Annotated in this window: 21 protein-coding genes; 11 read left to right on the top strand and 10 right to left on the bottom strand. The window is 67.6% G+C overall.

All coding sequences use genetic code 11. From position 1 onward, the window contains the following. Positions 1-96: 96 nt before the first annotated feature. Positions 97-4,059 (top strand): DNA-directed RNA polymerase subunit beta', encoded by a 3,963-nt coding sequence (locus tag ACFSJG_RS22125; protein WP_378487386.1) that lies wholly within the window; start codon positions 97-99, stop codon positions 4,057-4,059. Between the two features lie 165 nt (positions 4,060-4,224). Beyond that, on the top strand, positions 4,225-4,413 hold the full coding sequence (locus ACFSJG_RS22120; RefSeq protein WP_378487385.1) for a hypothetical protein: 189 nt from the start codon (positions 4,225-4,227) through the stop codon (positions 4,411-4,413). 46 nt (positions 4,414-4,459) lie between these two features. On the opposite strand, the gene ACFSJG_RS22115 is transcribed toward ACFSJG_RS22120, so the two are convergent. After that, positions 4,460-5,608, bottom strand: coding sequence for a lipid II:glycine glycyltransferase FemX (locus ACFSJG_RS22115; protein WP_378487917.1), 1,149 nt, complete (start codon positions 5,606-5,608; stop codon positions 4,460-4,462). Positions 5,609-5,929: 321 nt separating this feature from the next. On the opposite strand from ACFSJG_RS22115, the gene ACFSJG_RS22110 reads away from it, so the two are divergent. After that, a complete protein-coding gene (locus ACFSJG_RS22110; RefSeq protein WP_378487384.1) occupies positions 5,930-7,600 on the top strand; it encodes an FAD-dependent oxidoreductase in 1,671 nt (556 codons plus the stop codon). Between the two features lie 3 nt (positions 7,601-7,603). Here the strand turns inward: ACFSJG_RS22110 and ACFSJG_RS22105 are convergent, their stop codons facing one another. Next, entirely contained in the window at positions 7,604-8,356 is a 753-nt protein-coding gene (locus ACFSJG_RS22105) for an acyl-[acyl-carrier-protein] thioesterase (protein ID WP_378487383.1), read from the bottom strand. A 75-nt stretch (positions 8,357-8,431) separates the two neighbouring features. Then, complete coding sequence (locus tag ACFSJG_RS22100; protein WP_378487382.1) at positions 8,432-8,926, bottom strand: SixA phosphatase family protein; 495 nt, start codon at positions 8,924-8,926, stop codon at positions 8,432-8,434. A gap of 154 nt (positions 8,927-9,080) precedes the next feature. Here ACFSJG_RS22100 and ACFSJG_RS22095 point away from each other — a divergent pair, with 154 nt between their 5' ends. From ACFSJG_RS22095 to ACFSJG_RS22085, 3 genes are all read left to right on the top strand, one after another. Then, positions 9,081-9,554 (top strand): MarR family winged helix-turn-helix transcriptional regulator, encoded by a 474-nt coding sequence (locus ACFSJG_RS22095; protein WP_378487381.1) that lies wholly within the window; start codon positions 9,081-9,083, stop codon positions 9,552-9,554. Next, positions 9,551-11,077 carry a DHA2 family efflux MFS transporter permease subunit gene (locus ACFSJG_RS22090; protein WP_378487380.1) on the top strand — a complete coding sequence of 509 codons (1,527 nt, stop codon included), beginning with the start codon at positions 9,551-9,553 and terminating at the stop codon, positions 11,075-11,077. The genes ACFSJG_RS22095 and ACFSJG_RS22090 overlap by 4 nt, the downstream gene beginning before the upstream one ends. Before the next feature lie 199 nt (positions 11,078-11,276). Beyond that, on the top strand, positions 11,277-11,702 hold the full coding sequence (locus ACFSJG_RS22085; RefSeq protein WP_378487379.1) for a hypothetical protein: 426 nt from the start codon (positions 11,277-11,279) through the stop codon (positions 11,700-11,702). A 48-nt stretch (positions 11,703-11,750) separates the two neighbouring features. Here the strand turns inward: ACFSJG_RS22085 and ACFSJG_RS22080 are convergent, their stop codons facing one another. Continuing rightward, positions 11,751-11,960 carry a PLDc N-terminal domain-containing protein gene (locus ACFSJG_RS22080; RefSeq protein WP_378487378.1) on the bottom strand — a complete coding sequence of 70 codons (210 nt, stop codon included), beginning with the start codon at positions 11,958-11,960 and terminating at the stop codon, positions 11,751-11,753. Between the two features lie 122 nt (positions 11,961-12,082). Between ACFSJG_RS22080 and ACFSJG_RS22075 the strand changes: the two genes are divergently transcribed. Continuing rightward, a complete protein-coding gene (locus tag ACFSJG_RS22075) occupies positions 12,083-13,321 on the top strand; it encodes an acyl-CoA dehydrogenase family protein (RefSeq protein WP_378487377.1) in 1,239 nt (412 codons plus the stop codon). 88 nt (positions 13,322-13,409) lie between these two features. Here the strand turns inward: ACFSJG_RS22075 and ACFSJG_RS22070 are convergent, their stop codons facing one another. Both ACFSJG_RS22070 and ACFSJG_RS22065 read right to left on the bottom strand, forming a co-directional pair. Further along, positions 13,410-14,519 (bottom strand): class I SAM-dependent methyltransferase, encoded by a 1,110-nt coding sequence (locus tag ACFSJG_RS22070; protein ID WP_378487376.1) that lies wholly within the window; start codon positions 14,517-14,519, stop codon positions 13,410-13,412. A gap of 78 nt (positions 14,520-14,597) precedes the next feature. After that, a complete protein-coding gene (locus ACFSJG_RS22065) occupies positions 14,598-15,047 on the bottom strand; it encodes an SRPBCC family protein (protein ID WP_378487375.1) in 450 nt (149 codons plus the stop codon). Positions 15,048-15,154: 107 nt separating this feature from the next. On the opposite strand from ACFSJG_RS22065, the gene ACFSJG_RS22060 reads away from it, so the two are divergent. Then, positions 15,155-15,676 (top strand): DUF309 domain-containing protein, encoded by a 522-nt coding sequence (locus ACFSJG_RS22060; RefSeq protein ID WP_378487374.1) that lies wholly within the window; start codon positions 15,155-15,157, stop codon positions 15,674-15,676. A gap of 103 nt (positions 15,677-15,779) precedes the next feature. On the opposite strand, the gene ACFSJG_RS22055 is transcribed toward ACFSJG_RS22060, so the two are convergent. The 4 genes from ACFSJG_RS22055 to ACFSJG_RS22040 all read right to left on the bottom strand — a co-directional run bounded on the left by ACFSJG_RS22055 (position 15,780) and on the right by ACFSJG_RS22040 (position 16,962). Then, positions 15,780-15,935: a hypothetical protein gene (locus ACFSJG_RS22055; RefSeq protein WP_378487373.1), complete on the bottom strand. Its 156-nt coding sequence runs from the start codon at positions 15,933-15,935 to the stop codon at positions 15,780-15,782. A 104-nt stretch (positions 15,936-16,039) separates the two neighbouring features. Then, complete coding sequence (locus tag ACFSJG_RS22050) at positions 16,040-16,180, bottom strand: hypothetical protein (protein ID WP_378487372.1); 141 nt, start codon at positions 16,178-16,180, stop codon at positions 16,040-16,042. A 493-nt stretch (positions 16,181-16,673) separates the two neighbouring features. Further along, complete coding sequence (locus ACFSJG_RS22045; RefSeq protein ID WP_378487371.1) at positions 16,674-16,808, bottom strand: hypothetical protein; 135 nt, start codon at positions 16,806-16,808, stop codon at positions 16,674-16,676. A gap of 31 nt (positions 16,809-16,839) precedes the next feature. Beyond that, complete coding sequence (locus ACFSJG_RS22040) at positions 16,840-16,962, bottom strand: hypothetical protein (protein WP_378487370.1); 123 nt, start codon at positions 16,960-16,962, stop codon at positions 16,840-16,842. Positions 16,963-17,222: 260 nt separating this feature from the next. Here ACFSJG_RS22040 and ACFSJG_RS22035 point away from each other — a divergent pair, with 260 nt between their 5' ends. Genes ACFSJG_RS22035 through ACFSJG_RS22025 form a run of 3 tightly spaced genes read left to right on the top strand, consistent with a single transcriptional unit; the run spans position 17,223 to position 20,889 of the window. After that, positions 17,223-18,014, top strand: coding sequence for a TIGR03084 family metal-binding protein (locus ACFSJG_RS22035; RefSeq protein ID WP_378487369.1), 792 nt, complete (start codon positions 17,223-17,225; stop codon positions 18,012-18,014). Beyond that, entirely contained in the window at positions 18,011-19,741 is a 1,731-nt protein-coding gene (locus ACFSJG_RS22030) for an acyclic terpene utilization AtuA family protein (RefSeq protein ID WP_378487368.1), read from the top strand. The genes ACFSJG_RS22035 and ACFSJG_RS22030 overlap by 4 nt, the downstream gene beginning before the upstream one ends. After that, positions 19,738-20,889, top strand: coding sequence for an acyl-CoA dehydrogenase family protein (locus tag ACFSJG_RS22025; RefSeq protein ID WP_378487367.1), 1,152 nt, complete (start codon positions 19,738-19,740; stop codon positions 20,887-20,889). Before ACFSJG_RS22030 ends, ACFSJG_RS22025 begins: the two co-directional genes overlap by 4 nt. Positions 20,890-20,927 lie beyond the last annotated feature (38 nt).

The following is a 20,927-nucleotide window of genomic DNA, read 5'->3' as shown; positions in this document are numbered from 1 at the left end:
CGACCCCGGCGGGGAGACGTGAGTCTCCCCGCCGGGGACCCGGCAGCGATAGCGAACTAGCAGCAATTCAAACCCGAACAGGGGAAAGGAAGTTACGTGCTCGACGTCAACTTCTTCGATGAACTCCGTATCGGTCTCGCCACCGCGGAGGACATCCGGCAGTGGTCCTTCGGCGAGGTCAAGAAGCCGGAGACCATCAACTACCGCACGCTCAAGCCCGAGAAGGACGGCCTCTTCTGCGAGAAGATCTTCGGCCCCACCCGGGACTGGGAGTGCTACTGCGGCAAGTACAAGCGCGTCCGCTTCAAGGGCATCATCTGTGAGCGCTGCGGCGTCGAGGTGACCCGTGCCAAGGTGCGCCGCGAGCGGATGGGCCACATCGAGCTCGCCGCCCCCGTCACCCACATCTGGTACTTCAAGGGTGTGCCGAGCCGTCTCGGCTACCTGCTCGACCTGGCGCCGAAGGATCTCGAGAAGATCATCTACTTCGCCGCGTACGTGATCGTCGGCGTCGACGACGAGCTGCGTCACAACGAGCTGTCCACGCTCGAGGCGGAGATGGAGGTCGAGAAGAAGACCGTCGCCGACCAGCGTGACGCAGACCTCGAGGCTCGCGCGCAGAAGCTCGAGGCCGACATCGCCGAGCTCGAGGCCGAGGGCGCCAAGTCCGACGTCCGCCGCAAGGTCAAGGACGGCGGCGAGCGTGAGATGCGTCAGCTCCGCGACCGCGCCCAGCGTGAGCTGGACCGGCTCGAGGAGATCTGGACCACCTTCACCAAGCTGGCCGTCAAGCAGCTGATCATCGACGAGAGCATCTACCGTGAGCTCGTCGACCGCTACGGCGAGTACTTCACCGGCGCGATGGGCGCGGAGTCCATCCAGAAGCTGATGGAGAACTTCGACATCGACGCCGAGGCCGAGAGCCTCCGCGAGACGATCCGCAGCGGCAAGGGCCAGAAGAAGCTGCGTGCGCTCAAGCGACTCAAGGTCGTCGCGGCGTTCCAGCAGTCCGGCAACTCGCCGATGGGCATGGTCCTCGACGCAGTCCCGGTCATCCCGCCGGAGCTCCGTCCGATGGTGCAGCTCGACGGTGGCCGCTTCGCGACCTCCGACCTGAACGACCTGTACCGCCGCGTCATCAACCGCAACAACCGCCTCAAGCGACTGATCGACCTCGGCGCCCCCGAGATCATCGTCAACAACGAGAAGCGGATGCTGCAGGAGTCCGTGGACGCGCTGTTCGACAACGGCCGTCGCGGCCGTCCGGTCACCGGACCGGGCAACCGCCCGCTGAAGTCCCTGAGCGACCTGCTCAAGGGCAAGCAGGGTCGTTTCCGTCAGAACCTGCTCGGCAAGCGCGTCGACTACTCGGGCCGTTCGGTCATCGTCGTCGGCCCGCAGCTCAAGCTGCACCAGTGCGGTCTGCCGAAGCTGATGGCGCTCGAGCTGTTCAAGCCGTTCGTGATGAAGCGCCTGGTCGACCTGAACCACGCGCAGAACATCAAGTCCGCGAAGCGGATGGTTGAGCGTCAGCGTGCTCAGGTGTGGGACGTCCTCGAAGAGGTCATCGCCGAGCACCCCGTGCTGCTCAACCGCGCCCCCACGCTGCACCGCCTCGGTATCCAGGCGTTCGAGCCGCAGCTCGTCGAGGGCAAGGCCATCCAGCTGCACCCGCTCGTCTGTGAGGCGTTCAACGCCGACTTCGACGGTGACCAGATGGCCGTGCACCTGCCGCTGTCCGCGGAGGCGCAGGCCGAGGCCCGCATCCTGATGCTGTCCTCGAACAACATCCTGTCGCCGGCGTCCGGTCGTCCGCTCGCCATGCCGCGTCTGGACATGGTCACCGGTCTGTTCCACCTGACCCGTCTCGAAGAGGGCGCGACCGGCGAGCTGGCTCCGGCCACCGCCGACAGCGCCGAGCAGGGCGTGTACTCCTCGCCTGCCGAGGCGCAGATGGCCGTCGACCGTGGCGTCCTGACCGTGCAGTCGAAGATCAAGGTGCGGCTGACCACGCAGCGTCCGTCCGCCGAGGTCGAGGCCGAGCTCTTCGGTGACGAGGGCTGGAACTACGGCGAAGGCTGGGTCGCCGAGACCACGCTGGGCCGGGTGCTCTTCAACGAGCTGCTCCCCGCGGACTACCCGTTCGTGAACGAGCAGATGCCGAAGAAGCGTCAGGCGACGATCATCAACGATCTCGCCGAGCGGTACCCGATGATCGTGGTCGCGCAGACCGTCGACAAGATGAAGGATGCGGGCTTCTACTGGGCCACGCGATCCGGCGTCACCGTGTCGATCTCCGACGTGCTCGTGCCGCCGGAGAAGCCGCAGATCATGGAGACCTTCGAGGCCCAGGCCGATCAGATCGAGAAGAAGTACCAGCGTGGCGCTCTGAACCACGCCGAGCGCAACAGCGCCCTGGTCAAGATCTGGTCCGAGGCAACCGACGAGGTCGGCAAGGCCATGGAGGCGCACTTCCCGGACGACAACCCGATCCCGATGATCGTGAAGTCGGGCGCGGCGGGCAACATGACCCAGGTTCGCTCGCTCGCGGGTATGAAGGGCCTGGTCACGAACCCGAAGGGTGAGTTCATCCCGCGTCCGATCAAGTCCTCCTTCAAGGAGGGCCTGACGGTTCTCGAATACTTCATCAACACGCACGGTGCCCGTAAGGGTCTGGCGGACACGGCTCTCCGTACCGCCGACTCGGGTTACCTCACGCGTCGTCTGGTGGACGTCTCGCAGGACGTCATCGTCCGCGAGGTCGACTGTGGCACCGAGCGTGGCATCATCACCACGATCTCGGAGCGTCAGCCCGACGGCTCGGTCATCCGCGACGCGCACGTCGAGACCTCGACGTACGCCCGCACCCTCGCCGCGGACGCGGTCGACGCGGACGGCAACGTCATCGTCGAGCGTGGCCACGACCTGGGCGACCCGGCTCTCGACGCGCTGCTCGCGGCAGGCATCACCGAGGTGAAGGTGCGCTCCGTGCTCACCTGCACCACCGGAACCGGCGTCTGCGCGACCTGCTACGGCCGCTCGATGGCCACCGGCAAGCTCGTCGACATCGGCGAGGCCGTCGGTATCGTCGCCGCGCAGTCGATCGGTGAGCCCGGTACCCAGCTGACCATGCGTACCTTCCACCAGGGTGGTGCGGCCGGCGCGGCCGACATCACCGGTGGTCTGCCGCGTGTCCAGGAGCTGTTCGAGGCCCGTGTCCCGAAGGGCAAGGCCCCGATCGCGGACGTCACCGGCCGGGTTCAGCTCGAGGACGGCGACCGCTTCTACAAGATCACCATCGTCCCGGACGACGGCGGCGAAGAGGTCGTGTACGACAAGCTGTCCAAGCGTCAGCGTCTGCGCGTGTTCAAGCACGACGACGGCACCGAGCGCCTGCTGGCGGACGGTGACCACGTCGAGGTCGGTCAGCAGCTCATGGAGGGTGCTGCCGATCCGCACGAGGTGCTGCGTGTCATGGGCCCCCGTCAGGTGCAGATCCACCTCGTCAACGAGGTCCAGGAGGTGTACCGGAGCCAGGGTGTGTCGATCCACGACAAGCACATCGAGGTCATCGTGCGCCAGATGCTGCGCCGCGTCACGATCATCGACTCGGGTGCGACGGAGTTCCTGCCCGGTTCGCTGGTCGAGCGTGCCGAGTTCGAGTCGTCGAACCGTCGCGTCGTCGCCGAGGGCGGCGAGCCCGCGTCGGGTCGCCCGGTGCTGATGGGTATCACGAAGGCGTCGCTCGCGACGGACTCGTGGCTGTCGGCCGCGTCCTTCCAGGAGACCACTCGCGTGCTGACCGATGCGGCGATCAACTGCCGCTCGGACAAGCTGATCGGTCTGAAGGAGAACGTGATCATCGGCAAGCTGATCCCGGCCGGCACCGGCATCAACCGGTACCGGAACATCCAGGTGCAGCCGACCGAGGAGGCGCGCGCCGCGGCGTACGCCGTGCCGTCCTACGACGACCAGTACTACAGCCCGGAAGGCTTCGGCCAGGGCACGGGTGCTGCGGTTCCGCTGGACGACTACGGCTTCAGTACCGACTACCGGTAGTCGCTCACGCTCCAACCGAACGGCCCCGCACTCGCGAGAGTGCGGGGCCGTTCGGCCGTCTCGGCACTGCCGCGCCGCCCCGGCCGCGCCGCGTCTATCGTGGACGGTGAATCGGGCATATCGGTCCGGTACGAGACAGGGGCGTGGATCATGGCTGGTGGCGGTATGGACCGGACGAAGGCGCAGGCGGCGCTGGAGACGGTGAAGGAGAGCCCGGGGATCGTCGCGATCACGGCGGCACCACTGGTCATCGGGTTCGGAGTGATGTGGTGGGCGCTCGGGTTCTGGGGTGCGCTGCTCAGCATCCTCGTGATCGCCGGCGTCATCGTGGGTGTGCGCAAGCTGCGTGGCTGACGTCTCGTTCCGGGTCGGAGGTGCCGGCCCGGAACGTTGCGTCGTGTCAGCCGAACCAGTCGAGGTCCGGGTTGTTCTGCGCGTTGTGTCCGGTGAATCGGCTGACGATCCCGAAGCGATTGAGTCTGACGGTGGCCCGCTCGGCTTCGTAGAACAGTCGTGATCGTGTTCCACCGACAGGTACATCCCAGCAGCCGATGTAGTCGGTGACCGCCTTGCTGAAGCTCAGCTTGAACTGACCCACTCCGTACAGCGGATGGCCGGGATCGTCGACACGCCCCGACGACGGCGCTCCGTACATGTCGTACCGGAGGCACCCCACCTCCCTGGCCCAGCGGATCATCTCCCACTGCACCGCGTGTCCGACGCCGTGTGCGCCGAGGCCGTTGCCCGCGGAACTTCCCGCCTCCTTCCGGACCGAGGCACCGGTCAGGTACAGCGAGTTCTCCCCGAGTGCCATCGCATATCCCGCGGCGACCAGGGTGCCCTCGAAATGAGCGAAGAACAGTTGGCCGGTGCCTGCTGATTGCGCCTGCTGGTAGGTGGCCGTGGCGGCGGGCCGGCTCGGGATGGCGAAGCGTGCCTCGGATGTCGCGCTGAGCAGGTCGTACTTCAGTCGGCAGTTCTCCTCGGTCGCGTCGACCCGGGAAACGACCACACCGTCCCTGGCCGCGCGCTTGATCCACCGCCGCGCCCGGGTACTGAATCTGCCCTGTACCTCCGCTTCCGTGCCGGTGACGTCGAGGACGATGCTGTGGTCGATCGTCCACGTCAGCGTTCGCCGATACCCGAGGTCCAGGAGTCTCGTCCGGGTGGCCTGGTCGTCCTCGACGAGCGGGTCGATGCGAATGGTGAACACGCCGTTCGCATCGGCGAGCGGGATCAGTGCGTCCACGACACGGCAGAGTTCGTCGACATCGGTGACGCCTGGGCCGGGAATCTGCCAGTAGGTACCGATCTTCGGCACCCGCACCCGTGCCGCCGTGATGGCGAGGTCGTCCACGAACAGGTAATCGGGATCGTAACCCCGCAAGCGCAACGACTCCGCAAACGCTCGGCCGCGAAAGGGGTGTCCGCCGTCCGGGTTGCGCGCGACGTGGTCGTCCCACTGTTCGATCTCGTGGGGGTGCGCGAGACGCGCGTCGGTGTGGGTGCCGGATGGCGGTGATGTTTTGCCTGGCTTACGTTTCACCATGGTCACCGCGGGTCCTTTCGCTCTGTCCGTTCCGCCGTGATTGTCGGCCTTGTTCTCCGGTTGTGCACGGGCCGAGGCGGGTGAAGTTTATTTCGCTCCAGTGGCTCATCGCGCGGGAAGCTGCAAACGTGTCGCAAAACTCTGGATCACCTGATGGCGGGTGCTGTTTCGGTCGTGTTTCGCCCGGCCGCGAACGGAAGTGACCCGGGACACAATGCGTAAGGAAGGTGTCGGTAGTCTCATGGCCTGTTCTCGGTGACGTGTTCTATGTCACGCGGGTATCCTTTGCGAGAACAAGTTCTAGTTTGGAGGAGACCGACAGTGGCGTTCGTCATCACCCAGCCTTGTTGCAACGACGCCAGTTGCACCGAGGTGTGCCCGGTGGACTGCATCCATCCGACACCGGACGAGCGGGCGTTCCAGCGCACCGAGATGCTCTACATCGATGCCGAGACGTGCATCGACTGCGGCCTCTGCGTCGACGCCTGCCCGGTGAACGCGATCTTCCGTGACGACGACCTGCCCGAAGGCATGGAACGCTACGCGTCGATCAACGCCGACTACTTCGCGATGGGCGATCACGAGCCGGTCGCGCCCGGCCCGTCGCTGAAGTTCCCGAAGACCGACCAGGAACCCTTCCGCGTCGCGATCGTCGGATCGGGTCCGTCGGGGTTCTACGCCGCCCGCGAACTGCTCGCCTTCAAGCGTTCCGGCGTCGAGGTCGACATGTTCGACCGACTCCCGACGCCGTGGGGTCTCGTGCGCGCCGGTGTGGCGCCCGACCACCCCGAGACGAAGTCGGTGACCGACCTGTTCGCCGAGGTGTCACGGCGCCCAGGGTTCCGCCTGCACCTCAACGTCGAGATCGGCAAGCACATCAGCCACGCCGAACTCCTCGAACACCACCACGCGGTGATCTACGCCGTCGGTGCGCCGAGCGACAGACGCCTCGGCATCCCCGGCGAGGATCTGGACGGCAGCCTCGCGGCGACGGAGTTCGTGGCCTGGTACAACGGCCACCCCGACTACGCCGGCCGCAACTTCGACCTCTCCGGTCGTCGTGCCGTGATCGTCGGCAACGGAAACGTCGCGCTCGACGTCGCGCGACTGCTGGTACTCGACCCCGACCGGCTCGCGAAGACGGACATGGCAGAGCACGCAGTGGAGGCGCTGCGCGGAAGTGCCGTCGAGGAGGTCGTGCTCCTCGGCAGGCGCGGACCGGCGCAGGCCGCGTTCACCAACCCCGAGCTGCTCGCACTCGGGTACCTGCCCGGGGTCGATGTCGTCGTCGACGCCGCCGAGCTCGAGCTCGACGCGGCCAGCGCGGCCGAGGTGGAGTCCGACCCGGCCAAGAAGCTCAAGTTGGACATCCTGCGTGAGTACGCGGCCCGACCCCTCGAGGGGCACCCGAAGCGCATCGTCCTGCGTTTCCTCGCCTCGCCTGTCGAGATCCGGGGCGACGGAAAGGCGACCGGTGTCCTCGTCGCCCGCAACGAGATGGTCGCGGACGAGGACGGCGTGATGCGCGCGCGCACCACAGGTGACACCGAACTCCTCGAGGCCGGCCTCGTACTGCGCTCGGTCGGCTACCGTGGCGTCCCGGTCCCGGACCTGCCGTTCGACGACTCCCGGGGCACCATCTCCAACGTCGGCGGACGTGTGACCGAGGTCGGCACCGACGTCCCGGTCCCGGGCACCTACACGGCGGGCTGGATCAAGCGCGGGCCCTCCGGCGTGATCGGCACGAACCGGCAGTGCGCGCACAACACGATCGCGCTCATCCTCGAGGACCTCGCGGCCGAGCGGCTCGGCGCTCCCAAGGGAGACCGGGACGCGCTGGTGGCGCTGCTGGCGGAGCGTCAGCCGGAGGAGGTCGACTGGGCCGGATGGAAGCTGATCGACGCGCGCGAGCGTGAACTCGGGAAGGCCGCCGGTCGTCCCCGCGTCAAGCTGCTCGACATCGGCGAGATGGTGGCGATCGCCAAGGGTTGACGTTCAGTCGGTGAGTCGGGCCAGCCGTGCGCCGGCCCGACTCGCACCGTCCACCACGAACCACAGCGACAGTCCGTCGGCGTCCTCGCGACGCCGGATCGTGAGCTGTTCCCCGATGGTGATGGGGGAGGCGTACTCGATCACCACGCGATGCGGTGCCGCCAGCAGGTCCGGGCGAGTGATCGCGTGTTCCTCCACCGCATGCAGATACGCGGCGTTGTTGACGTGGTCGAGCGGGTCGAAGTCGGTCGACCGCAACGGGAACGGGACGTCGACGCCGTCCTCCGGCAGGTCCTCGGCCAGCCACGACTTCCAGCGCAGCCTGTCGACGTCCGTGTGGCTGCCGAGCAGTTCCAGCGTGGAGTCGCTGATCCGGGACGGCATGCCGGTGTCTCGGTTGATATGGATCCAGAAGCCCTCGGTTTCGATCCGCGCACCCTTGTCGCTCGTCATCTCCACCCGCATGGTCGACCAGCGCGTCGAGTACGCGGAACACCAGCGGCGCATGCTCACATGGTCGGGCCACTCGGCCGGGGTGCGCACGTCGATGACAGTGCGCCGCAGGATCCACACCGGATCGGTCTCCGCGAAACCCGCGGCGTCGGCGTTGTCCGAGCCGATGTCCTGCAGATAGCGCGCGATACCGTCGAGTCGCAGCCGGTTGTCGGGTGCCACGTCTCCGGCACGCAACGGGCGGGACCGGGTGAACAGGGTGCCGCGCGTCGGTGGTGGGGCGAGTGGTTGGTCGAACGACACGCGCTGTCCTCTCGTCGGGCCCGGAATGCGGGACGGCCGCAACACTAGCGGCCGCGGCTGCCGCGGCGACTCGGATCAGCGAGGTACGTGGAAGGCCGTCAGCGCCCCGCCCGCGAGATGGATGTCCGCCCAGGTGCCCGTCATGACGAGGGTCGCCAGCGCCGAGGTGGGGAACTTGTCCGAGATGCGGTCTGCGTGACGTGACCGCGGGTCGAGGGCCATGGCCGCGCCCGGGATGCCGGGGTCGTGACCGATGACGAGCAGTGTGGAGACGTCGGGTTTCGTACCCGCGATCTCGTGGAGCACCTGCGCGGGCGTCGCGCCGTAGAGCAGGTCACTGAACTCCACGGGGGCGTCGACGCCGGTGGCCTCGAGCGTCAACCGCGTGCGCGTCGACGTCGAGCAGAGGACGGCGTCGACGGGTGGCTGCGTCGCGCGGATCCAGTCGCCTGCCAGGCCGGCCTCGCGGCGTCCTCGGGGCGCGAGGGGGCGCTCGTGATCCGACACGTCGTCCGGGTACGCGGACTTGCCGTGCCGCATGAGGATCAGGACCCGCGATGCCTCCGCCATGTGGCGAGGCTATCCCTCTCGGGGAACGGGCGGGTGTACGCAGATATTCGGTTGTCCGACGGGAGTGCGTCGTGATCGGATTCACCCCATGCGGTGATGACTCTCACAAACAATCTCGATTGAGCAATATTTGCACCATCGTTAGGATTGCGCGGTGCACGTGACCTCCGACGACCTGTGCCGGGTGCTGGAGGAGTTCCTGACCCGCCTCCTGGGGCTGGGCGAGGGCGAGGCGATGGACCGTCTCGTCGCCCACGATCTGTCCTTCTCCCAGGTCCGAACGCTGTTCCTGCTGGCGCAGTGTGGCCGGCCGGTCGCGATCAACGAGCTGGCGGACGGACTGCGACTGTCGGTCGCAGCGGCAGGCCGCAACGTCGACCAGCTGCTCCAGCAGGGGCTGGCCGATCGACGCGAGGACCCGACCGACCGCCGGGTTCGGCTGGTCTCCCTGTCGGAGGCGGGACGTACCCTCGTCGCCGGCCACCTCGAGGCGAAGCGGGACGGCATTCGCTCGCTCGCCGACCGGATGCCGGACACCGTCCGCACCAGGCTCTACGACACGCTCGACACCGTACTCGGGGACGAATCCCTCCGAGTGCCTCGCAACAACTGTCAGGAGAACCAATGACGACGCCGACACCGGCTCCCGTGGAGTCGGACAAGATCGACGCCGCAGTCCTCAAGATCGCGGGCGTGGTGGTGCTCGGCGCCATCATGTCCATCCTCGACGTCACCGTCGTGTCCGTCGCGCTGCCGACGTTCATGCAGGAGTTCGACGCCACGTACGCAACCGTCGCGTGGACGATGACGGCGTACACCCTCGCGCTCGCCGCGGTCATCCCGGCGACCGGATGGGCCGCGGACCGCTTCGGTACCAAACGCCTCTACATGACAGCGCTGGTGCTGTTCGTCGCCGGCTCGGTGGCGTGCTCGGTCGCGTGGAGCATCGAGTCGCTGATCGCCTTCCGCGTCCTGCAGGGCCTCGGCGGCGGCATGCTCATGCCGCTCGGCATGACGATCATGACCCGTGCGGCGGGACCGCAGCGCGTCGGCCGTGTCATGGCCGTGCTCGGCATCCCGATGCTGCTCGGCCCGATCAGCGGCCCGATCCTGGGTGGCTGGCTCATCGAGGCCGTCAGCTGGCACTGGATCTTCCTCATCAACCTGCCGATCGGCATCATCGCGCTGGCGGCGGCCTTCGTTCTGCTGCCCTCCGACAAGCCGCAGCCGTCCGAGTCGTTCGACTTCGTCGGCATGCTGCTGCTCTCGCCCGGTCTGGCGCTGTTCCTGTTCGGTGTCTCGTCGATCTCCGAGGGCGGCGGCGGACTCACCACGCGCGTCGTGGTGTCCTGCGCGATCGGTGCCGCTCTGGTGCTGGCGTTCGTCTTCCACGCGCTCAAGCGTGCGGACCACCCGCTGATCGACCTGCACCTGTTCCAGAACCGCAACCTCACCATCGCGGTCATCACGTCCAGCCTGTTCGCGATCGCGTTCATGGGTGCGGGCCTGCTGTTCCCGAGCTACTTCCTGCAGGTGCGCGGCGAGACCACGCTCGCGGCGGGTCTGCTGCTCGCGCCGCAGGGCATCGGCGCGATGGTGACGATGCCGATCGCAGGCAACCTCGTCGACCGCATCGGCCCCGGCAAGATCGTCATGTTCGGTGTCGCTCTGATGTCGCTCGGCATGGGTGTGTTCACACAGCTCGGCACGGACACTCCGTACCCCCTGCTGCTCGGTGCGCTCTTCGTCATGGGCCTCGGTATGGGCTGCACGATGATGCCGATCATGACGGCTGCGATGCAGACCCTCACGGATCAGACCGTGGCGCGGGGCTCGACGCTGATGAACATCGTCCAGCAGGTCGCGGGCTCGATCGGTACCGCGACGATGTCGGTGGTGCTGACCAACCAGATGAAGGCCAGCCCCGAGGCGCAGATGGTCTCGGCTGCCGCGCACAACCCTGAGGCAGCGGCGCAGCTGCCGCCCGGCGTCATCGAGCAGGGCATGTCGGCTGCCGCGGACGCGTTCGGGAACACCTTCCTGGTGGCGCTCGTCTTGCTGCTGCTGACGCTGATCCCGGCGTTCTTCCTGCCCCGCCGCAAGCCTGTGGCCCCGGCCGAGGGCGAGGCGGCACCGGTGATGATGCACTGACGCACCTCGTGCACCGGTGAATCGCCGACACATCCAACGACGGTGGACCCACTTCTCGGAAGTGGGTCCACCGTCGTTCGTATGTGGTCGTTTCGTTGCGTCGTGGTAGGGCGTGGCGCCGCCGACCTGTCGCACCCTGGCGTTAACGTCGAACGCAACGGAACCGATGTGGGTAGCAACACACGGAAGAAGGCGCGTCATGGCCACCGAATCCACTCCGAGATCGGAAACCTTGCTGCCCCACGGTGTCGATTCGGCTCCCGGGACCCGCGCGGATTCCGGCGACGTCGAGCCGGTGGCCCGAACCGCGTCCGACACGGACTGGGCCTTCTACGCGGTGGTCGGAACCTCCGTTCAGGGCGGGCACACCCTCGCGCGATTCGGGCCGGAGCGCACCGCACTCGCTGCGCTGCAGGTCGCGGTGCAGGCCGTGAACCACACCGCCTATTCCATGCTCGAGCAGGGTTACCACGGCGACCCGTGTGCCGATTCGCCGCTCCTGGAACGGCTGCCCATCACCGATTTCAGCATCGAGCGGCGTCGTCCTGGCAGCTCCGAATGCGACGCGACCTGGGGGCTGAGCGGCGGACGTCACCAGCGCCGCATTCGTCGCAGTGTGGCGTGAACAGCCGTCCGTCGTCGGCTGTCCACGTCTCGTGGGCGGGGAGCCCTGTCAGGGCCTACGACGTCCGAAGGTGAAGTAGGCGATCGGCCCGACGAAGTTCACGAACGACGCGACGGTCCACAGCCGTTTCGGTCCTCGGAGCTGATCCTCGGTGCGCTTGCGCAGGTCGAGGAGTGCCGCGGCGGTCAACGCGACCTGGACGACCGCGGCGAGTGCGAGTGGGAGGCGAAAGCGGGGATCGATCTCCTTGCTGCTCATGACGGTCAGTATCCGCTCCGAGGCCGGCGAGTGGCCGCACCGTCCCGGGCAAGTCGGCGGCGAGAACGAGAACGTGTTCTATATTGGCGGGAGTTGCCGCCGAAATGCTTGGAGTTCACGTTATGTACGAGTGGTCCGACACCGATCTCATGTTCCGCGACGCCCTCCGCGGATTCATCGACAAGGAGATCACGCCGCACGTCGACAAGCTCGAGAGTGGAGAACTGCCTCCCTTCGACATCATCCGGAAGATGTACACCACCTTCGGAATCGCCGAGATGGCGCGCGAGGGCCTGGAGAAGGACATCGCCCGCGAGGAGGCGCGCGAGCGCGGCGAGGACGTTCCGGCCTCGTCCGGTGGCGGCGGTGGCATGGGCGCCGGCGGTATGGGCGCGATCCTCAACTGTGAACTGGCCGGCGTGAGCCTGGGCCTGATCGCATCGCTCGGCGTCAGCATCGGGCTCGCCGCAGGCACGATCCGGAGCCGGGGCACGCTCGCGCAGAAGAAGCGCTGGCTCCCTGAACTGGTCACGATGGAGAAGGTCGGCGCGTGGGCGATCACCGAGCCCGACTCCGGATCGGACGCCTTCGGCGGCATGAAGACGTACGTCCGCCGCGACGGTGAGGACTACATCCTCAACGGGCAGAAGACGTTCATCACCAACGGTCCCTACGCCGACGTGGTCATCGTCTACGCCAAGCTCGACGAGGGCGATCCGTCCGTCGACCGTCGCGACCGCAAGGTGCTCGGGTTCGTCCTGGACAAGGGGATGGAGGGGTTCACGCAGGGCGCCCCGTTCAAGAAGATGGGCATGAACTCGTCGCCGACGGGTGAGCTGTTCTTCGACAACGTGCGGATCACGAAGGACCGGCTGCTCGGAGAGACGGAGAACCCGGCGAAGGGTGACGGCAAGGAGAGCGCGAAGGAGTCGTTCGCCGCCGAGCGCATCGGCATCGCGTACTTGTCCCTGGGCATCATCAACGAGTGCCTGCGCCTCTGCGTCGACTATGCGAAGAACCGCAAGCTGTGGGGCCGGGAGATCGCGCAGTTCCAGCTCATCCAGCTCAAGCTCGCCGAGATGGAGATCGCGCGAATCAACGTGCAGAACATGGTGTTCAACGCGCTGGAGCGGTCTGCGGCAGGCAAGCCGGTGTCGCTCGCCGAGGCGTCCGCGATGAAGCTGTACTCGTCGCGCGCGGCGACCGAGGTCGCGATGGAGGCCGTCCAGCTGTTCGGTGGTAACGGCTACATGCGCGAGTACAAGGTCGAGCAGCTGGCGCGCGACGCGAAGTCGCTGATGATCTACGCGGGCAGCAACGAGATCCAGGTGACGCACATCGCCAAGGGTCTGCTCGCCTGACCCGGGCCCTCGCTTGATTACGGGCCGGACGCCACTGCTGATCGGCTGAACGTGGCTTTCGTCTTCCTCGACGAGATGAAGGCCACGTTCAGCCAGTGGTGGGGGTGGTGGTGAGGCGGTAGAAGCGCCAGAGTCCGAAGTTCTCGATCGGGAGGATCTCGAATCCCGTGAAGCCGGCTTCCGTCGCATAGCTCTCCAGGGTGTGCGGGCGCATCACCGTGCCGGTTCCCGCACTCGGCTGGTGGCTCATGCCGTCAGGGAGGCAGACGAAGAGGCTGAATCCGTACATCAGCCGTTCCGTCTCGTCGCCGGGAGCGGTGAACGTGTCCGCAACGGCCTCGTCCATCACGACTGCCACGCCGCCCGGCCGCAACGATCGTCGTGCGGCGGCGAGCACGCCGACCGGATCGGGCATGTCGTGCACGCATTCGAACGCGAACACGACGTCGAACTCCGACGGTGGCAGGACGGTGGCGGATCCCGCGTGGAAGTCGACCCGCTCGGCGACGTCGGTGCCCGTGTTGGCGACCGCCATGGCGATGGACGGCTCGTCGATGTCGTAGCCGGTGACGCGCGATTGCGGATACGCGCGGGCCAGCGCGATGGTCGACCACCCTGCCCCGCATCCGATGTCGGCGATCCGGGCGCCGGGTGTGCGCAGGGCTGCGTGGAGATCGGGAACCGAGTCCAGCGCACCCGCCAGCTCCCGCTCGTACCACGGCCGATTCATGTCGGCCTGCGACTCCCGCGCGTCCGCGCCGAACTGGGCCCAGCCGACACCCCCTCCGGTTCGGTAGGCGTCGAGCAGGGCGGGGAGCTGGCCCGCGGATCCGGCGAACATTCGGGCCAGTGGAGCCAGGTAGGAGAGGCTCGTGGCGTCGGTCAGCACCTCTGCAGCGGCAGGCGGAAGCGAGAACCGCGGGGTGTCGGGGTCGCTGGTGTCGACCTCGAGCAGGCCGGTCACCGCCTGCTGTTCGAGCCATTCACGCGCATAACGGGCATGGGTGGAGGTGTGGTCGGCGAGCTCGGTCGCAGTCGAGGGACCGTCTGCCGCGAGGGATCGATACCACCCGAGGCGGTCGCCCACGTGGATCGACAGCAGGTCGACGGCCCCCAGGCCGGCATCGAGTATCCGCTGGGCCAGCGCGTCGACGGCGCCGGAAGCGGAGCCGGAGTTCGCGGGATTCGAGACGGACACGGCGTCCTCCTGCGTCAGCGGGTGGGTGTGTCCATGGTGACGCCGTTCGCGCTGCCGCGACAGTACCGTTCGCCGAGCTCAGGACCGTGTCAGCTCCTCGACATTGCGGCGCAGCGTGGACTCGGTCTGGGCGATCGCCGTACCGACGACCGGTTCGACCACCTTGGCGAGTGCCTTCCCGATCAGGCCGCCGGGCAATGTGTAGTCGAAGTCGACCGACAGTTCGGAACCGCCGCCGGACCTCGGGGAGAAGCGCCAGGTGGAGGAGCTCGCGATGCCGTCGATCGAGTCGAGGACGATGAGTCGGTCCTGCTCCCACGAGGTGACGCGGACCCGCGAGTGCAGCGCGCTCGGCCCGATCTTCATCGTGACGTCGAACTCCGCGCCGAGGCCCTGCGACTGCGCTCCGACCGGTTCGAACCGGGTGACGCCGAACATCCAGTCCGGGACGTTGCGGTAGTCGTCGACGTAGGCGAAACCGGCGCCGACCGTTGCCGTGGTCGTCGCTGTGCGGTGGATGTGCCCCATGGTGCTCCTCGTGGACGACCGGCCGGGCGCCGATCTTTCCCTGTTACTCACGGTAACGCATACACTGCGGTCCCGCGTGCGGGTTCCACGGCAATAGGGTGTGTGGCATGGACGCGGACGATCGGGAGCGTGACGACCGCGGCCGGCCGCGCAACGCCAGGCCGCGGGACGGGTTGGGGCGGCCCTTGCCGCGGGGTGCGGCAGGTGTGGAGCGCGCTCCGGAGGGGCTCGTGCGGACGCCCTCCGAGACGATCGCCGAGGGGCAGCGGCTCCTCGATGCGGAGATGCCGTTTCACGCTCACGAGGTGTTCGAGGACGCCTGGAAGTCGGCAGCGGAGGACGAGCGACTGCTGTGGCAGGGCCTTGCCCAGCTCGCGGTCGGCCTCACGCATCTACGGCGTGGCAACATCGCGGGGGCACGGAAACTCATGGTTCGGGGCGCGGATCGCCTTCGCCCCTACGTCGCGCGAGCCCCGTACGGGCTGGATGTGGCTGGGGTTGTCGAATGGGCGGAGGGCGCGGCGGTGACGATCGCAGCGGGAGGCACTGACGACGCGAACGGTCGTGTTCCGGCTCCACGTCTGACGTGCGCGCCTGAGGCGCGTCGAGGATCAGCGTCTGACGGGTGACACGGGTGTGGCTGCTGTTGTACCCGGTCGGTGCTCCGCGTCCGCGAGGGGGATCGGTGACGAACTCCGCGCCCCCTCGCGGAATGTCGCAGCGGTGTGGATCTCAGAGTGGCGTGATGCCGCCGGGGGTCCAGGTGCTACCGAAGCTGGGGGTGCTGCTGCCGAAATCGCCGGTGGTCCATCCGACGAATCCGCCCTCGGTTGTGGGCGGAGGCAAGATGTCGAGCGCGGCCTGGATGAGGGCGTCGAGAAATCCCATGTTGTCCTCCAATTGCGATGCCGGGTGGTCGATCCACGTCAGGGTCCATCGGTGGGGTGGTGACTGGTTCCGCTCCTCGTGCGGACGTCACGGACCGATGAAGGTTAGTACGGCTGGATGCCGCCACCCAGCGTCCAGGAGCTTCCGACATCGGGGGTGCTGCTGCCGATGAAGTTGTCCGCGATCGGCTGGGCCGCGAGCAGGTTGCCGAGTAGGTCGCCGAGGATGGTCTCGATCGAACTCATGGATCACTCCTGAGGTGTCGTGTGTGTGTCGATCCCCGGGCTCGGGGCGTGACAGTTCTACCCCAAGTCGGCGCGACTCCGGGTTGGAATCGGCGCCCGGTATCGATACGGACCGTCCCTCCCTGCGCGTGGTGTCGCAGGTGCGTATCGAGCACCGGATATGGACCGGACAACGCAGAATGCCACCGGCGCCGCCGGTGGCATTCTGCGTTGTCCGGGTTCGAACTAGCTGGCCGAGCCGCTGTCGTCGGAACCGCTGGAGATGCGATCGAGTGCGTCGAAAACGACGGAGAGTCCACCGAAGAGGTCAGAGAGATCAGCGGAAAGCATGTGCGCTCCTGGTTTGCCGAGGGGGTGTGCGACTGTACGCCATACGGCGTTCTCGGTATTTGTACACGACGTGATCTGGCCGTGACCATGTTTTCCCGGTGAACGGTTGGTTGCGTCTCCACTCCGTGTCAGCGGTGTCCGGATCGTGCGCGCGGCAACCGGGTCAGCTCTCGAGGGTGACCGAGCCGAATCCGAGGCTGCTGCCGGGGAAGGGGTCGACGATGACCTCGATCGGGGTGCCCGGCGGGATGAGTGCAGCGATGAGCGCGGCGATGTCGGGGATCTGGGGCAGAGCCATCGGTTCTCCTAGGTGTGAGGTGGGTGTTGGGTCAGCTACCGAGCCCGATGTTCAGCCCGGGCAGTCCGAGGCTGCTGCCGACGCTGATGTCGGTGCTGCCGATCGTGATCGGATTGGCGAGCAGATCGAGAAACGCGACGAGCAAGTCGAGCACGATGTACTCCTTCTTCGGTCGGTGTGTCCCTCACGCCGGGTGGCGCGCGTCCGTTGTACAGCAGTGACGGTGCGGCCGGGTGATTTTGCGCAATGTCGTGATCCGCTTGATCCCTGTTGTCGTGCAACACTATTCGGTTGACCGTGTCCCTCACGTGGGAGTCTTCGGCAATAACAAGCAGTCGTGATTGCTTTTTTCGTCGGAGTGAGTGATCCTGGACACGTCACGGTGTGAACGGGATGCACGGCGGAAGGGGACGGATGGCCGACTTGAGTGAAGTGATCGACGATCTCGTGGCCGAGGGCGATGCCGTCGACGCGCTCGTCGCGGACCTGGCCGACGACGGCTGGCGCCACGGCACCGCCGCCGCGGGCTGGACGATCGCGCACCAGATCGGGCATCTCGCCTGGACCGACCGGGCGGCGCTCCTCTCCGTCGAGGACCCGACGGGGTTCGGTGAATCCCTCGCGGAGGCATGGCGCAATCCCGCCGGGTTCGTCGACGAGGCCGCCGAGGTCGAGGCGCGGACGCCGCCGACCGAGTTGCTGGCACGATGGCGGGCCGGTCGTACCGCGCTGGCCGAGGCGCTGCTCGCCGTCCCCGCCGGTACGAAACTGCCCTGGTACGGCCCCCCGATGAGCCCGATGTCGATGGCCACGGCCCGGTTGATGGAGACCTGGGCGCACGGCCAGGACGTCGCGGCCGCGGTCGGGGTGCGACTCGCACCGACCTCACGACTGCGGTCGATCGCGCATCTGGGTGTCCGCACCCGAGACTTCGCGTACTCCGTCAACGAGCTGCCGCCGCCGGCCGAGGAGTTCCGCGTGGAACTCACCGGTCCCGAGGGCGATGGCTGGACGTGGGGGCCGGTCGACGCCGCGCAGCGGGTCACCGGTCCGGCCCTGGACTTCTGTCTCCTGGTCACCCAGCGGGCGCATCGCGACGATCTCGCCCTCACCACGGTCGGTGAGGACGCCGCGCACTGGCTGACCATCGCCCAGGCCTTCGCCGGTCCTCCCGGCGCCGGCCGCGATCGAAAGGACGAGGCGTGAGCGTACGTATCGGCAACTGCTCGGGCTTCTACGGCGACCGCATCTCCGCGATGCGCGAGATGCTCACCGGCGGCGAGTTGGACTACCTGACCGGTGACTACCTCGCCGAGCTCACGATGTTGATCCTCGGCAAGGACCGCATGAGGGACGCCGACCTCGGGTACGCGAAGACGTTCCTGCGTCAGATGGAGGACTGCCTCGGACTGGCGATGGAGCGCGGTGTCCGGATCGTCGTCAACGCGGGTGGGCTCAACCCGGCCGGGCTGTCCGCGAAGCTGGGGGAGCTCGCCGACCGCCTCGGCATCGAGGCTCGCATCGCGCATGTCACCGGCGACGATCTCACCGCCCGCGCGCCGGATCTGGGCCTCGGGACGCCACTGACCGCGAACGCCTACCTGGGCGCCTGGGGAATTGCGGAGTGCCTCGCCGCGGGAGCCGACGTCGTCGTCACCGGACGGGTGACCGACGCGTCCGTCGTGGTCGGGCCGGCAGCTCACCACTTCGGTTGGCGCCGAGACGACTACGACGCCCTGGCCGGGGCCGTCGTCGCGGGCCACGTGATCGAGTGCGGCACGCAGGCGACCGGGGGCAACTTCTCCTTCTTCACGGAGATCCCCGACCTGAACCGGCCGGGCTTCCCGCTCGCCGAGATCCGCGCGGACGGCTCCTCGGTCATCACCAAGCACGCGGGCACCGGCGGGGCGGTCACCGTCGACACGGTCACCGCCCAGCTGATGTACGAGATCCAGGGTGCCCGCTACGCCGGCCCCGACGTCACCACCCGGCTCGACAGCGCGACGCTGCGCCAGGACGGACCGGACCGCGTCGAGATCTCCGGGGTCCGCGGCGAGGCGCCGCCGCCGCAGCTGAAGGTCTCGCTCAACACCCTGGGCGGATTCCGGAACGAGATGGCCTTCGTGCTCACCGGACTCGACATCGAGGCGAAGGCCGACCTCGCGCGCACCCAGCTCGAGTCGTGGCTTCCGGTGCGTCCCGCCGAGTTGACGTGGGAACTGGCGCGGCTGGACCGACCGAACGCCGAGACCCAGGAGCAGGCCAGCGCGATCCTGCGCTGCGTGGTCCGCGACCCCGACCCGAACACGGTGGGGCGGGCGTTCTCGAACGTAGCGGTGGAACTCGCCCTGGCCAGCTACCCGGGCTGCAACTTCCTGTCCATGCCGGGCAACGGTTCCGCATACGGGGTCTACACCCCGGGATACGTGGATGCCGAGGAGGTTCCGCACACTGCGGTCCTGCCCGACGGCACGCGCGTCGCCATCGCACCCGCGGTGGAGACCAGGACCCTCGATCCGGTCGGCGATCCCGCTCTGCCGCTGCCGCTACCGGACGGCGACACGGTCGACGCGCCGCTCGGTGCGCTGGCGGCCGCACGGAGCGGGGACAAGGGCGGCAACGCGAACATCGGCGTCTGGGTCCGCACCGACGAGCAGTGGCAGTGGCTGGCGAACGCATTGACGGTGGACGAGGTGCGCCGGATGCTCCCGGAGGCGGAGCAGCTGCCGATCACCCGGACACTGCTGCCCGAGCTGCGCGCGGTCAACTTCGTGATCGAAGGAATCCTCGGCCCCGGTGTCGCGTACCAGGCGCGGTTCGACCCGCAGGCGAAGGGCCTCGGGGAATGGCTGCGCTCGCGGCATCTCGCGATTCCCTCCGCGCTGCTCGACTCGGCGACATCCGACACCACACTCCAGGAGGCGATCTCGTGACCGATGCGTGGAACACCCCCGAACGACGCGACCTGCGCGAGACCGTGCGGCGCTTCGTCGACAAGGAGATCCTGCCCCACCTCGACGAGTGGGAGCGGTCCGGCGAGATCCCACGCGAACTGCACCGGCGTGCGGGCGAACTCGGCCTGCTCGGGGTGTCGTTCCCCGAATCCGTTGGTGGTGGCGGCGGAGATCCGGTCGACTCGATCGTCGTGTGCGAGGAGATGCACCAAGCCGGGGCGTCGGGTGGCCTGTTCGCGTCGCTCTTCACCTGCGGCATCGCGTTGCCGCACCTGGTGGCGGCGGGTGACCCCGACCAGATCGAGAAGTGGGTTCGTCCCACCCTCGCCGGTGACCTGATCGGATCGCTCGCCATCACCGAGCCGGGCGGAGGCTCCGACGTCGGCCACCTCACCACCCGCGCCGTCCGCGACGGCGACGACTACGTCGTCAACGGCGCCAAGACATTCATCACCTCGGGCTGCCGCGCCGACTTCGTGGTCACCGCCGTCCGCACGGGCGGAGACGGCGCAGGCGGCGTGTCGCTGCTCGTGATCGAGAAGGGCACACCGGGATTCACGGTGTCCCGCAAGCTGGAGAAGATGGGCTGGCTGGCCTCGGACACCGCCGAGCTGTCGTTCGTGGACTGCCGGGTTCCGGCCGCGAATCTCGTCGGTGCCGAGAACAGCGGATTCGCTCAGATCGCGCAGGCATTCGTGACCGAGCGGGTGGCGCTTGCCGCGCAGGCGTACTCCAGCGCACAGCGTTGCCTCGACCTGACCCTCGACTGGTGCCGCGACCGCGAGACCTTCGGTCGCCCGCTGATCAGCAGGCAGTCGGTGCAGAACACGCTGTCGGAGATGGCGCGCAAGGTCGACGTCGCGCGGGTGTACACCCGTTCCGTCGTGGACCGCTACACCGCAGGCGACGAGAACCTTCTTGCCGAGGTGTGCTTCGCGAAGAACACCGCGGTCGAGAACGGTGAATGGGTGGCGCACCAGGCGGTGCAGCTGTTCGGCGGTCTCGGCTACATGCGCGAGAGCGAGGTCGAGCGTCAGTACCGCGACATGCGCATCCTTGGAATCGGCGGTGGCACCACCGAGATCCTGACCTCCCTGGCCGCGAAGGTCCTCGGCTACCAGGCATGACCAGGCCCCTAAGCAAGAACATGACGACCCGAAACCCG

Origin of the sequence: Rhodococcus gannanensis (assembly GCF_042681175.1) — a bacterium.
GTDB classification, from domain to species: Bacteria; Actinomycetota; Actinomycetes; order Mycobacteriales; family Mycobacteriaceae; genus Rhodococcus_G; species Rhodococcus_G gannanensis.
Note: the sequence above shows the minus strand (reverse complement) of the source record. Positions and strands in the feature narration are given on the sequence as shown.

Bases quoted from the DNA above. Each gene is read 5' to 3' on its own strand.
- ACFSJG_RS22100 (WP_378487382.1), bottom strand. From the start codon at position 8,926: ATGGCGGAGGCATCGCGGGTCCTGATCCTCATGCGGCACGGCAAGTCC.
- ACFSJG_RS22085 (WP_378487379.1), top strand. From the start codon at position 11,277: ATGGCCACCGAATCCACTCCGAGATCGGAAACCTTGCTGCCCCACGGT.
- ACFSJG_RS22090 (WP_378487380.1), top strand. From the start codon at position 9,551: ATGACGACGCCGACACCGGCTCCCGTGGAGTCGGACAAGATCGACGCC.
- ACFSJG_RS22075 (WP_378487377.1), top strand. From the start codon at position 12,083: ATGTACGAGTGGTCCGACACCGATCTCATGTTCCGCGACGCCCTCCGC.
- ACFSJG_RS22060 (WP_378487374.1), top strand. From the start codon at position 15,155: ATGGACGCGGACGATCGGGAGCGTGACGACCGCGGCCGGCCGCGCAAC.
- ACFSJG_RS22120 (WP_378487385.1), top strand. From the start codon at position 4,225: ATGGACCGGACGAAGGCGCAGGCGGCGCTGGAGACGGTGAAGGAGAGC.
- ACFSJG_RS22035 (WP_378487369.1), top strand. From the start codon at position 17,223: ATGGCCGACTTGAGTGAAGTGATCGACGATCTCGTGGCCGAGGGCGAT.
- ACFSJG_RS22045 (WP_378487371.1), bottom strand. From the start codon at position 16,808: ATGGCTCTGCCCCAGATCCCCGACATCGCCGCGCTCATCGCTGCACTC.
- ACFSJG_RS22080 (WP_378487378.1), bottom strand. From the start codon at position 11,960: ATGAGCAGCAAGGAGATCGATCCCCGCTTTCGCCTCCCACTCGCACTC.
- ACFSJG_RS22115 (WP_378487917.1), bottom strand. From the start codon at position 5,608: ATGGTGAAACGTAAGCCAGGCAAAACATCACCGCCATCCGGCACCCAC.
- ACFSJG_RS22050 (WP_378487372.1), bottom strand. From the start codon at position 16,180: ATGAGTTCGATCGAGACCATCCTCGGCGACCTACTCGGCAACCTGCTC.
- ACFSJG_RS22065 (WP_378487375.1), bottom strand. From the start codon at position 15,047: ATGGGGCACATCCACCGCACAGCGACGACCACGGCAACGGTCGGCGCC.
- ACFSJG_RS22055 (WP_378487373.1), bottom strand. From the start codon at position 15,935: ATGGGATTTCTCGACGCCCTCATCCAGGCCGCGCTCGACATCTTGCCT.